This window comes from Streptomyces sp. NPDC028722 (assembly GCF_040637655.1).
In the GTDB taxonomy this organism is placed as follows: domain Bacteria; phylum Actinomycetota; class Actinomycetes; order Streptomycetales; family Streptomycetaceae; genus Streptomyces.
Genome location: NZ_JBEZWU010000002.1, coordinates 479386 through 491497, shown reverse-complemented (window position 1 = coordinate 491497; position 12112 = coordinate 479386). Strand labels below are relative to the sequence as shown.

8 protein-coding genes and 1 pseudogene are annotated in these 12112 nt (G+C 74.0%); 3 read left to right on the top strand and 6 right to left on the bottom strand.

What is annotated here, in order from left to right:
• Positions 1 to 83 precede the first annotated feature (83 nt).
• Positions 84 to 497 carry an SsgA family sporulation/cell division regulator gene (locus AB0F03_RS04730; protein ID WP_361986500.1) on the bottom strand — a complete coding sequence of 138 codons (414 nt, stop codon included), beginning with the start codon at positions 495 to 497 and terminating at the stop codon, positions 84 to 86.
• Positions 498 to 846: 349 nt separating this feature from the next.
• Here AB0F03_RS04730 and AB0F03_RS04725 point away from each other — a divergent pair, with 349 nt between their 5' ends.
• The gene (locus AB0F03_RS04725; RefSeq protein WP_361986498.1) at positions 847 to 2277 is read left to right on the top strand and encodes a SpoIIE family protein phosphatase; all 1431 of its coding nucleotides are present in this window, start codon (positions 847 to 849) and stop codon (positions 2275 to 2277) included.
• A gap of 33 nt (positions 2278 to 2310) precedes the next feature.
• Here AB0F03_RS04725 and AB0F03_RS04720 read toward each other — a convergent pair whose 3' ends face one another.
• On the bottom strand, positions 2311 to 3807 hold the full coding sequence (locus AB0F03_RS04720) for a hypothetical protein (RefSeq protein ID WP_361986496.1): 1497 nt from the start codon (positions 3805 to 3807) through the stop codon (positions 2311 to 2313).
• Positions 3808 to 4135: 328 nt separating this feature from the next.
• On the opposite strand from AB0F03_RS04720, the gene AB0F03_RS04715 reads away from it, so the two are divergent.
• The gene (locus tag AB0F03_RS04715; protein ID WP_361986494.1) at positions 4136 to 5281 is read left to right on the top strand and encodes an aminoglycoside phosphotransferase family protein; all 1146 of its coding nucleotides are present in this window, start codon (positions 4136 to 4138) and stop codon (positions 5279 to 5281) included.
• 263 nt (positions 5282 to 5544) lie between these two features.
• The gene (locus AB0F03_RS04710; RefSeq protein ID WP_361986492.1) at positions 5545 to 7518 is read left to right on the top strand and encodes a peptidoglycan recognition family protein; all 1974 of its coding nucleotides are present in this window, start codon (positions 5545 to 5547) and stop codon (positions 7516 to 7518) included.
• Between the two features lie 12 nt (positions 7519 to 7530).
• Here AB0F03_RS04710 and AB0F03_RS04705 read toward each other — a convergent pair whose 3' ends face one another.
• From AB0F03_RS04705 to AB0F03_RS04690, 4 genes and pseudogenes are all read right to left on the bottom strand, one after another.
• Complete coding sequence (locus AB0F03_RS04705) at positions 7531 to 8028, bottom strand: hypothetical protein (RefSeq protein WP_356819675.1); 498 nt, start codon at positions 8026 to 8028, stop codon at positions 7531 to 7533.
• 67 nt (positions 8029 to 8095) lie between these two features.
• The gene (locus AB0F03_RS04700; RefSeq protein WP_361986490.1) at positions 8096 to 9544 is read right to left on the bottom strand and encodes a 3-hydroxybutyrate oligomer hydrolase family protein; all 1449 of its coding nucleotides are present in this window, start codon (positions 9542 to 9544) and stop codon (positions 8096 to 8098) included.
• A gap of 139 nt (positions 9545 to 9683) precedes the next feature.
• Complete coding sequence (locus AB0F03_RS04695) at positions 9684 to 10925, bottom strand: PHB depolymerase family esterase (protein WP_361986488.1); 1242 nt, start codon at positions 10923 to 10925, stop codon at positions 9684 to 9686.
• A gap of 175 nt (positions 10926 to 11100) precedes the next feature.
• Positions 11101 to 12055: pseudogene (locus AB0F03_RS04690) on the bottom strand (universal stress protein).
• Between the last annotated feature and the right edge of the window lie 57 nt (positions 12056 to 12112).

The window sequence follows — 12112 nt, the reverse complement described above, 5'->3', positions numbered from 1 at the left end:
CCCGGCCCCGTCACCGCCGGTCAGGGTGATGCCGGCCCCACGCGTCGCGGTCCGGGGCGCCCCCGCAGCGCTCCGCCACCGGCTCACACCCCGCCGAACAGCGCGCTCAGCCCCCGTTCCACCACGCCGGCCAGGTCCTCCTGTCCGCCGGCGACCACCGCGTAGGTGTGCAGCAGGAAGCGGCGCAGCGCCGAGGCCTGGAACTGGAGCAGGGCCATGCCGTGCGGCGAGTGGAACTCCAGGACGGTACGGGTACGGCCGTACGGCCAGATCTGTACGTCCCCGTGACCGGCCGGGGCGCGCAGCCCCTGGTCGAGCAGGGAGCGGGCGAAGGTCCAGGTGACCTCCTCGCCGTTCAGAGCCGCCTCGGCCGGGAAGTCCACGAAGACGGCGAGGGGATCGTCCGCGGAGTAGCGGAGCGTGGCCGACACCGGCACCTCCCGGTCCTCGGCGGTGATGAGCCGGGCATGGGCGAGCTGTTCGACGATGATGTCCATGCCATTAAGGAGTCGGCGAAGGCCTGTCGCATGGCGTCAAATCCGGTCAGAGTTCGGCAGGTACAGGCCCCGGCGTGACGGAGGGGAACAGAGGAGCGTCGAACACGTGCTTCAGTGCGGGGACGGGCGGGGTGCCTGCCCCAATTCGCGTACGCCAGCTACGACTTGACCGGTGCGGCGCGTACGCCGTTCGTGCGTACGGATCAGCCCGGGAAGACTCTGGCATATGCCGGAAGCACCACCGTATCGTGTGTTGCCGAATCCCTTACAGCGCGTCGCGGGCTGTGCCACAGTCGTAGCGGTCCCCCGCCGTTCCCGCCCGTACCGTCCCCCCTCATCGGAGTGCGTCATGCCGTCCCCAGTCTCCGCGGACCGCCCCGCCGCCCAGCCACCCGGACCCGGCTCGGTCGAGGCGCTGATCCGGCAGACGCGACGACTCAAGGGCGACGTGGACGCCGTACGGCGGGACACCCGCAGCGACGCGACGGACCCCGAGGAACGCTGGCAGCGCGCCCTGTACGACCTCGCCCTGCACCAGCTCGACGACCTGGACACCCACCTGGCCCAGCTGCGGGACGGCCCGGCCCCCGCTCCGGCCGGGCCCGCCGAGGCGCCGCCCCCCCGGCCCGCATCGGTCACCGCCTCGCGCGGCTCACTGCTCAGCCGCGTCGGCAGTGCCGAGTGGAACCTGCTGACGGACGAGGCGACCTGGTCCGGGGAGCTGTACCAGATCCTCGGCCTCGACCCGGCCCGCCCCGCTGCCACCCTGGACGAGTTGCCCGCCCTGGTGCTGGAGGAGGACCGGCCGAAACTCACCGCGATGGTGACGGACTGCCTGGTCGACGCCAGACCGATCGACGGCGAGTTCCGCGTCGTACGCCCCGACACCTCCGTACGGACGGTGCACATGATGGGCGAACCCGTGCTCGGCGCCGACGGCGGCACCACCTCCATGTGGGCCGTACTGCGCGACGTCAGCGACCTGCGCCGCGAGCAGCGGACGGTGCGCGAGAGGCGTGACTCGCTGCACCGCCACCGCCGGCAGGAGCGGACCGAGCACCGGATCGCGGCCGAACTACAGGAAGCCGTGCTGCCGCCCTGGCGCGGCTCCCTGCGGCTCCCCCACCAGGGACCGCAGACCCTCGACCTCGCCGCCCACCGGCTGCCGGCCGCCGCCGGCACACCGATCGGCGCGGACTGGTACGACGCACTGGAACTGTCCGACGGCCGGACGCTGCTCGGCGTCGGCGGCCTGGTCGGACACGGAGTGGCCGTCACCTCGGGCATGGCGATGCTGCTCGGCGCCGTGCGCGGAATGGCCATGGCCGGCACCGAACCCGGCCACCTGCTCACCCTGCTCAACCGGTTACTCGACGCCACCGTGCAACCCGCCCTCGGCAGCGCCGTCTGCTGCCGCTACCAGCCCGACACCCGCACCCTGACCTGGGCGCGGGCGGGACACCCCGCCCCGCTGCTGTACCGCGACGGGACGGGGAGCGCGCTGAACGCGCCGGACGGCACGCTCCTCGGTGCCTCCCCAGGTGCCGGGTACGGGCAGTCCGCCGTCACCCTGCGGCCGGGCGACCTGCTCCTGCTGCACACCGACGCGCTGGTGCCGGGCCACAGCAGGACCGCGACCGTCGACCGGCTGCTCGCCCTCGCCCCACGCCTCGGGGCGGCGCGCACCGCGCGGGACTGTGTGCGAACGGTCGTCGAGGAGTTCGGCGGAGCCGGACGCGAGGACGACGCCTGCGTCCTCGTCGCCAAGGTCGTCGGCTGACCGGCCCGTCCACCCGTAGGCCGCCCGGGCGGCCTACGCGGACGCGCTGTCGCCGTCCGACCTGGCCCTCGGCCTGGGCAGGGCCAGCCTGATCTCCTCCCTCAGTTGCCGGATGCTCGGGTACTCGGCGTACTCCGCGGTCAGCCGGTACATCTGCCGCAGCCGGTCCCAGGTGCGACGCGAGGAGTTCGAACCCATCGACATCAGGGCCAGCCGGGCGTAACGGTCGGCCTGTTCGGGGTCGTCGCCGATGAAACAGGCCGACGCCATGGACAGATGGTCGAAGATCTTCGACCGCTCACGTCCGTCGACGCGCAGGGCCAGGGCCTTCTCCGCGTAGTACCGGGCGTGCGTGGCCGCGCCCGGGTCGAACTCCGCCAGGGTGCGGTAGGCGAGTGCCTGCATGCCGTACAGGTCCTCGTCCTTGAAGGTCTGCATCCACTCCGGCTGCTCCACGTCCTGCCCCTCGCAGACGAAGAGGTCCTCCGCCTGCCCGAGCGTGCGGCGCATCGCCTGGCCCTTGCCCATCGACGCCTGTGCCCAGGCCTCGATGGTGTGGAACATCGCCTTCGTCCGTGGCTGGAGACGGTCGCCGGCGCCGGACTGGGCGAGCTTCATCAGGTCCAGCGCGTCGTCCGGCCGGCCCAGGTGCACCATCTGCCGGGCCGCCCGCGACAGCGCCTCGCCGGCGCGCGGCCGGTCCCCGCCCTCCCGGGCGGCGTGGGCGGCGATGACGAAGTACTTCTGCGCCGTGGGCTCCAGGCCGACGTCGTGGGACATCCAGCCCGCGAGGACGGCGAGGTTGGCGGCGACGCCCCACAGGCGCCGCTGGAGGTGGGGCGGATGACGGTAGGCGAGCATGCCGCCCACCTCGTTGAGCTGGCCCACCACCGCCTTGCGCTGGAGCCCGCCGCCACGGGCGGCGTCCCAGGCGCGGAACACCTCGACCGAGCGCTCCAGCGCCTCGATCTCCTGCCACCCGATGGGGGCGGCCTCGTAGCGGTCGAACCCGGCGGGGTCGGCGTGCAGGGGGTCGTCGAGGACAGGGGCGTCGGCCTTCAGGGCCGGGTCGGTGTGCAGCCACTCGTACATGGCGCTGCTGAGTGTGGATCCCGCGGCGAGCGCGGCACCCGCGCCCACCAAGCCGCGTCGGTTGAGCATGAGGTCCATTCCCGTGAATTCGGTGAGGACCGCGGCGGTCCGCTCGGGCGGCCACGGCACACCGTCGGGATGTTCCTCGTTCCCGGCGCCCTGCCGTTTCCCCGCACGCCCGTGCCGTACCAGACCGAGGTCCTCGATGGTCACGACACGGCCGAGACGCTCGGTGAACAGGGCCGCCAGCACCCGCGGCACCGGATCGCGCGGGATCTCCCCCACGTCGATCCACCGCCGCACCCGGGAGGTGTCGGTCGCCAGCTGGGGGTGGCCCATGGCCGCCGCCTGCCGGTTGACCAGCCTCGCGAGTTCGCCCTTGGACCAGCCGGCCAGGCCGAACAGGTCCGCAAGGCGGGTGTTGGGTTGTCCGCTCACGTCAAGCCCCCAGGTTCTCGGCTGAGTTGACAGTAGACCCGTGGACGTTGCCGGGCGACTATTCGCCACGGTTCGCCAGGGTCCGCCAGATGGTGTGCCAGTGGGCCTCGGGTGTCAGGTAGGAAAGCGCCACCCCGACCGGTCGCCACCCACATATGACAGCTGCACAGCGCCATATGACGGGCCCACTCCCCAGGGTGCGCCCGGACGGCCGGGCGGGTGGGCGCACGCTCTCGGAACCACGCTTTCGGGCAGGGCTCGGAGCATGGGTTCGAAGCACGGACCCACAGGCAGGCACCGCAGGCACACGAAGGGATCTGTATCTCCCATGTACGCAGCGTCGTCCTCCGTGTCCGCCCCGCCCCGGCCGCTGCGCTCCCGCCCGGCGGGCGGCGGACCGTACCTCGACCCGGCGGCACGTCCGGGCGTCCCCGTGCTGGGCGCGGGCCGGCCGCGGCGGGTCCCGGGCCAGCCCGGGGCGCAGCCGCTCAGCGGGAGGCTCGACCTGTCCGGCCCCCAGGGCACGCAGCTGCGCACCGCGATCGCCGCGGTGCACCGGATCTGTCCGGAGTTCGCTCCGGTGCAGATCCTGCGGCGCAGCGGACGGTCCGTCCTCCTCGTCGGGACGACGGGGCGCAGCACGGCCGTCGCCAAGTGCCTCCTGGACCACTCGCCCGCGTGGGCGGAGCGGAGCCGTCAGGAAATAGCCGCATACCGCTCGTTCGTCCGGCACCGGCCGCCGGTCCGGGTGCCGAGGCTGATCGCGGCGGACCCGGACAACTGCACCCTGGTGATCGAGCGCATGCCGGGCCGGGCGGCGGCGTTCCAGCGGCACCCCGTCGAGGCTCCGCCCCGCGCGGACATCCGGGCGGCACTCGGCGCGATCTGCCGGGTCAACGCCTGGCGGCCCCCGGCGGGCACCTTCGACATGCCGCTGGACTACGCGGCCCGGATCTCCCGCTACCACGAGCTGGGCCTGCTCACCGACCGCGACCTCGGCGACCTCCAGAAGCTGCTGCACGGCATCGCGCAGGAGGTGGGCCGGCAGGGGATGCTCCAGTTCTGCCACGGCGACGCCCTGCTGTCGAACGTGCTGCTCTCCCCGGCCGGTCCGGTGCTGGTGGACTGGGAGCACGCGGGCTGGTATCTGCCGGGATACGACCTGGCGACCCTGTGGCTCGTCCTCGGGGACGCGCCGGTGGCCCGGCGGCAGATCGCCCAGATCGCCCAGTCCGCCGGCCCGGCGTCCCGGGACGCCTTCCTGGTGAACCTGATGCTCCTGCTGACGCGGGAGATCCGGACGTACGAGACGGCCGTCCAGCGTTCGATGCGCGATCCGGGACCGGCGGCACCGGGTACGGCCCATCCGGGTGCCGCGACGTCCGGTGAGGAACAGCGGCTGCTGCTCCGGCGGCTGCACGACGACTGCCAGATGGCCCGCAAGGCCGTCCGGGCGGCGGTCGGCACCCGCTGACCCAGGCGAAGGTCCGCGGTGCGCCCCCCAGCGGCGACGCACCGCGGACTTTCGCGTATGCCCGGATGCGACGGCCACTGGTCTACGCCGGTGACGCGCCGCAGGCCCGGGCACCACCGCCGCGAAACTCGCCGAAAACCCTTCGTGACATGGGAAATCGCCATCTGGCGGGCATCATTGACGGATCGTCGGCAAGCCGGTACCACTGACCCAGCCCGGCCCCGCCATGCCCCGCCATGCCCCGCCCGTCACAGGAGGCCGCCTTGCGAGGATCCGCCACCGACCCCACGTCCACCCCCGGTCACAGACCCCTACGGCGGACCGTCGTTCCGCTCGCCTCCGCGGCCCTGCTGCTGCCCCTGCTGGGCATGGCCCCCGCCCACCGGGTCACCGACTCCTCGGCGGACCGGCTCCAGCACGCGTTCGCCGCCGCGGCGGCCGACTATCACGTGCCGCAGAGCGTCCTGCTGGCCGTCTCCTACCTCCAATCCCGCTGGGACGGGCACGGTGGCGCGCCGAGTGTGACCGGCGGCTACGGCCCGATGCACCTCACCGACGCCCGGACCGCGATCGCCGCCTCGGAGCACTTCGCCGAGGGCGCGGAGGACCCGCGGGGCGACGCCGCGCGGGCCGCGCTGCGCCCGGCCGCCGGGAAGCCGGCCTCCTCCGCGGTCCCGGCCCGGCTGCGGACCCTGCCGAAGGCGGCGGAGCTGACCGGTATCCCGGCGGCGGAACTGCGCGCCGACCCGGCGGCGAACGTGGCCGGCGGTGCCGCCCTGCTGGCCGCCGCGCAGAAGGAGCTGGGCGAGCCGCGGAGCGCCGACCCGGCCGACTGGTACGGCGCGGTGGCCCGGTTCTCCGGCGCCGACGACACGGCCACCGCGGCGGCGTACGCCGACGACGTGTACGACGTCCTGCGCACGGGTGAGGAGCGCATCACCGACGACGGCCAGCGGGTGCTCCTGGCCGCGCAGCCGCGGCTGGCCCCGGACACCGCCGCGCTGCGGCGGGCCGGCCTGCGCACGCTGCCCACGGACGACACCGAGTGCCCGAGGTCGGTGTCCTGCGAGTCGGTCCCTGCGCCGTACGCGGAGTTCGGGGACGACGACTACGGCAACCACGACCTGGGCGACCGTCCGGCCTCACAGAGCATCAAGTACATCGTCATCCATGACACGGAGGGCGCCTGGGACGGGGTCATGAACCTGATCCAGGACCCGACCTATGTGTCCTGGAACTACACGATCCGCTCGACCGACGGTCTGATCGCCCAGCACGTCAAGGCCAAGGACGTCGCCTGGCACGCGGGCAACTGGTACGTCAACGCGAAGTCGATCGGCATCGAGCACGAGGGCTTCCTCGCCAGTCCGGACGCCTGGTACACGGAGGCGATGTACCGTTCCTCGGCCCGGCTGGTCCGGTACCTGTCCAGGAGGTACGACGTCCCGCTGGACCGGCAGCACATCCTGGGCCACGACAACGTGCCCGGACCGACCGCCTCCACCATTCCGGGCATGCACACGGACCCCGGCCCGTACTGGGACTGGCGGCACTACTTCCAGCTGCTGGGCCACCCGTTCCGGCGCACGGCCAGCCGGCACTCCCCCGTGGTGACGATCCTGCCGGACTACGACTCCAACCAGCCCGCGTACACCGGCTGCACCACCAAGGGCGAGCCCTGCACGGCGCACGGCTCCAGCGAGGTGCGGCTCTACACCGACCACGACGTGACCGCCCCGCTGGTCAGGGACATCGGCCTGAAGACGGACCCGACCACCGGGGTGAACGACCTGTCCTCGCGGGTCTCCACCGGCCAGCAGTACGCGGTGGCCGACCGCTGGGGCGACTGGACGGCCATCTGGTACCTGGGGCAGAAGGCCTGGTTCTACAACCCGCGCGAGGAACCGGCGGCGGTCCCGGCGCGGGGACTGGTGGTAACTCCGAGGGACGGTCTGACGAGCGTTCCGGTGTACGGGCGTGCCTACCCGGAGAAGGAGGCCTATCCGGCGGACGTCCCGGCCCAGTCGGTGGTGCCGCTGCCGTACACGATCCCGGCCGGACAGGCGTACGTGGCCGGTGACGCGGTGCCCGGCGAGTACTACTACGCGGTCACCTTCACCACCGACTCGCACCGGGTCGTGGCGGGCAAGGACCTGTACTACGAGATCCAGTACGGCCACCGGGTCGCGTTCGTCCGTGCCGCGGACGTGACGCCGGCGGGCTCGGTCCGCCGGTAGCGTCCCGCGGTCTCAGCCCTGCTGGAAAAGCTCCGCCGGGAGCGGCTTCAGCAGGGCGTACAGGTCGTCGGTGATGGGGCGGTCCCAGGCGGCGATGGTGACGAGGACGCCGTCGCTGCGGTCGAACTGGACGCAGGACACCCGGCTCTCGGACAGCTTCAGGCGCCGCACGATGAGGAGGTTGTCGCCCTGGAGGACCGGCGTGTCCTCGGTCTCGACGACGGTGACCTCCTCGTCGTTCTCCAGCGCCAGCAGCAGCTGGCCCACCTCGAAGGGGATCTCGCCCTCGGCCACGTCACGGGCCGGGGAACCCTCCGGCAGATTGCCGATGATCATCGCGGGGCCGCGGCCGCCGAACAGGTCGTAGCGCAGGAACACGCCCTGGCAGGTGCCGTCGGGGGCGGGCAGCAGGCCCGCGCCGAGGTTGCCCGGCCAGTCGCCCGGGTCCATGGCCAGCACGTCGAAGTCGGGTCCGGCAGGGGTGGCGCTGCGGCGGCGGAGGAACGACATGCGGCCATGGTACGTGCCCGTGCCGTGCCGGGTGACCCGCGGGCGCCGCACCGGCGGGCGGGGCGCGTCAGCCGAGCGGGCAGCTGGTGAGCAGGGCCGCCGGGTCCGCGCCGGCCGGGCGTACGACCGTGTGGTCCTCGGGCGGTCGGGCGGTTCCGGCGAGCCAGCGTTCCAGGGCGGTGAACGCGGAGCGGTGGCAGGGCACCATCGGGCGGAGCCTGCCGGGGAAGGCGTCGGTGAGGGAGTCGGTGTGGGTGCCGTCCTCGATGCGGTAGTAGCGCAGCAGGGAGCCGCGGCCGGCCCGGTGGACCATGCGCGCGTAGACGTCGGAGTCCTCGCTGATCGGCAGCAGCACGTCGAGGGTGCCCTGGAGGGTGATCAGCGGCTTGCCGATGCGGCCGGTGAGGGCGATGCGGCCGACCGCCCGGTGGACGGCGGCGGGGCGGTCCGGGTAGGCGTAGTCGGCGTCGCAGGCGGGGGTGCCGGAGGCGCAGAACGGGGTGCCGGCCTCGGTCGCGCCGTCGTAGTCGGGGTCGAGTTCCTCGCGGTAGATGCGCTGGGTGAGGTCCCAGTAGACCTGGTGGTGGTACGGCCACAGGAACTCCGAGCCGGGCGGGAAGCCCGCCCGGTGCAGCGCGCTCGCGGCCTCGGCGGCCCGGGGGCCGCCGGCGGCGTAGACGGGGTAGTGGCGCAGCGCGGTGGGCAGGGAGGTGAGCGGGTTGGGGCCGTCGGCGCGCCAGAGGGTGCCCTCCCAGTCGACGCCGCCGTCGTACAGCTCGGGGTGGTTCTCCAGCTGCCACCGCACCAGGTAACCGCCGTTGGACAGGCCGGTGGCGAGGGTGCGGGCCGGCGGCCGGTGGTAGCGCTGGGTGACGACGGCGCGGGCGGCGCGGGTGAGCTGGGTGAGGCGGGTGTTCCATTCGGCGATGGCGTCGCCGGGCCGGCGGCCGTCGCGGAAGAAGGCGGGGCCGGTGTTGCCCTTGTCGGTGGCGGCGTAGGCGTAGCCGCGGGCCAGGACCCAGTCGGCGATGGCCCGGTCGTTGGCGTACTGCTCGCGGTTGCCCGGGGTGCCGGTGACCACCAGGCCGCCGTTCCAGTGGTCGGGCAGCCGGATGACGAACTGGGAGTCGTGGTGCCAGCCGTGGTCGGTGTTGGTGGTGGAGGTGTCCGGGAAGTAGCCGTCGATCTGGATGCCGGGGACGCCGGAGGGGGTGGGCAGGCCGGCGGGGGTGAGACCCGCGTAGTCGGCCGGGTCGGTGTGGCCGGAGGACACGGTGCCGGCGGTGGTCAGTTCGTCCAGGCAGTCGGCCTGCTGGTGGGCGGCGCCGGGGACGTGCAGCCGGGCGCGGCCGGCGCAGGGGCCGTCGGGTGTTCCCGGTCCTGCGGGCGCGGCGGTGACGGGGGTGGCCAGGAGGGAGCAGACGGCGGCGAGCGACAGGGCGCCCAGCGTGGTGCGCCGGGCGGGGCGGGCGTGTCGGGCGGGGCGGGCGGGTGGTGACGTGGGGCGGGGAAGCATTCGGTTCCTCCGGCGGGTTGGGGACGCGCTGGAGGCTAGGGGTGGTGTGGTGGCTGCGGACATGTGCGGGGCCGCCATGATGACGGCCCGTTGGGGGTCGTCGGCCACCATGGCGGCCCCGCACACCCTTGACTGTGTGTCAGGGGCAGGCGCTGTCGGCGAGGGTGAAGTAGCCGGTGGGCGACTCCTTCAGGGTGTGGGTGACGAACGTGTTGTACAGACCCATGTTCTGGTGGGAGCCGTTGGCGTAGGTGATACCGCCGCTGGTGGTGGCCCGCCCGGCCTGTACGTGGGCGTAGTTGCTCGCCGTCCGGCAGGCGGCCGTGTCACCGCCACCGGGGTCGGAGCCGCCCGGGTCGGAGGTGTCCAGGCCGAAGAACCGGGCGATCCAGCGGCTGGAGCAGATCGAGTCGAGGAAGTACGGCGCGCCGGTGCCGCCGCACTGTTCGGCGCCCGTGCCCGGGTCGACCGGGGTGCCGTGGCCGATGCCCGGGACGCGGTCGACCTCGACGGCGACCGTGCCGTCGGGGGCGAGGTACTGGTCCTGCCGGGTGGCGTCCGGTCCGATCGTCGTCGTGCGCGTGGGCGTCTGGGACAGTCCGTGCAGGGCTGTCCACTGGTCGCGCAGCTCGGTGGCGTTGCGCGGTACGACGGTGGTGTCCTGGTCGCCGTACCAGATGGCGGTGCGCGGCCACGGCCCGGTGTACGACGGGTAGGCGTCGCGCACCCGCTGGGCCCAGTCGGCCGGTGCGAGGTCGACGCCGGGGTTCATGCAGGTGTAGGGGCTGTTGTCCCGGGTGCAGTCGTAGGGAAGGCCGGCGACGACCGCGCCGGCGGAGAACACGTCGGGGTAGGCGGCGAGCATGACCGCGGTCATCGCGCCGCCCGCGGACAGGCCGGTGACGTAGACCCGCCCCGGGTCGGCGCCGTAGGCGGTGACGGCCTGGTCCACCATCTGCCGGACGGAGGAGGCCTCGCCCTGGCCGCGCCGGTTGTCGGTGGACTGGAACCAGTTGAAGCACCGGTTCGCGTTGTTGGCGGTGCCGGTCTCCGCGAGCACCAGCAGGAAGCCGTCGCGGTCGGCGAGTCGGGGCAGACCGGAGTTGTCGGCGTAGGTCTGGGCGTTCTGCGTGCAGCCGTGCAGCGCCACGACGACCGCCGGGTGGGCGGGGAGAGCGGCGGGCCGGTAGACGTACATGGTGAGGGCGCCCGGGTTGGAGCCGAAGTCGCTCACCCTGGTGAGCGTGACGGCGGCGCGGGCCTCGGGCGCGGGGCCGGCGAGTGCGGTGCCGAGGACGACGGCGAGGACGGCGAACAGGCGGGGCAGCAGCCGGGCGTGTGGTGGTGCTGCGGGTGCCTTGCTGAACGGAGGCAGGGGCATGGCGGCTCCTTCGGTGGACACACCTGTCCCGGCCGCTCCCGCGCGGGGACGGCGCTGGAGCGCCGGGTGGTGCGGAACGTTAGGTTCGGGTGTGTCCGTGCACCATGGCGCCGCGCACCACAGCCGCCGGGGCGGCAGTCGGCAGCGGGCGGATTGCGGGGCGTCGCGCGGTCTGCTAGGTCGTGGCGTCCGGCTGGGCCGGCGGCACCACCGCGACCGGGCTCGCCGCGTGCAGCAGTACGGCCCGGGTGACCGAGCCCGGCATGGGGGCCGGGGCGGGCAGCCGCCGCCGGTGCCGGCCGACGACGACCGGGCCGGCGTCCCGGGACGGGGCGAGCAGGTGGCCGGCCGCATGGCCGGGCAGCACCTCGGCGTCGGCGCGGACCCCGGGGTGCCGCTCGCGGTGCGGGGCCAGGAAGCCCTCGGCGAGGGCGCGGATCTCCTGTTCCACGGCGCCCTGGTCGGCCACGGGCGGCGCGGGCCGGCCGGGCGCGGACCAGGTCTGCGTGGGCCACGGGTAGGCGGCGATCGCGCGCACCCGGGTTTCACGCCGGGCGGCCTCGGCGAAGGCGAAGGCGAGGACGGCCGTGTCGGGGCTGTCCGGGCGCAGCCCGGCGACCACCACCCGGAGGCCGGGCCCGGCGGGCCGGTCGCCGTGCTCCTCTTCGGCCCGGACGGGGTGGGCGGCGTCCCGGTCGCGGGCCGGCGGCGGTACGACGACCGCCGGGCATGCGGCGTCCCGCGCGGTGGCGAGACCGTCGGAGCCGAGCAGCGGGCCGGCGAAGCCGCCGCGGCCCCGGGAGCCGAGCACCAGCAGCTGGGCGTCCGGCGCCGATTTCCGGCAGGACGGCGCCCGGGACGCCGGCCAGGGCGACGTACTCCACGGCCGTGTCGTCGGGGTGCTCGGCGAGGCGGGTGCGCACGTCGTCGAGTACCGGGTCGGCCTCCGTTTCGGGCGGACCGGCGACCAGTACGTCGGCCTGGCCCCAGGCGGCGTACTGCCGTACGTGCACCACCCGCAGCGGTGCGGCGCGGCGGCGGGCGGCGTCCCGGGTCCGGTCCAGGGCGCGCGGGCTGCCGCCGGAACCGTCGACCGCGGCGATGACCGGCGCAGTGCTCGTCTTCCTCACCTCCGCGACACGGCTTTCCCCTTGCCGGGGACAGCCTCGCTCAGGTGCGGGCCCGGC

Bases quoted from the DNA above. Each gene is read 5' to 3' on its own strand.
- AB0F03_RS04700 (WP_361986490.1), bottom strand. From the start codon at position 9,544: ATGCTTCCCCGCCCCACGTCACCACCCGCCCGCCCCGCCCGACACGCC.
- AB0F03_RS04730 (WP_361986500.1), bottom strand. From the start codon at position 497: ATGGACATCATCGTCGAACAGCTCGCCCATGCCCGGCTCATCACCGCC.
- AB0F03_RS04715 (WP_361986494.1), top strand. From the start codon at position 4,136: ATGTACGCAGCGTCGTCCTCCGTGTCCGCCCCGCCCCGGCCGCTGCGC.
- AB0F03_RS04705 (WP_356819675.1), bottom strand. From the start codon at position 8,028: ATGTCGTTCCTCCGCCGCCGCAGCGCCACCCCTGCCGGACCCGACTTC.
- AB0F03_RS04695 (WP_361986488.1), bottom strand. From the start codon at position 10,925: ATGCCCCTGCCTCCGTTCAGCAAGGCACCCGCAGCACCACCACACGCC.
- AB0F03_RS04725 (WP_361986498.1), top strand. From the start codon at position 847: ATGCCGTCCCCAGTCTCCGCGGACCGCCCCGCCGCCCAGCCACCCGGA.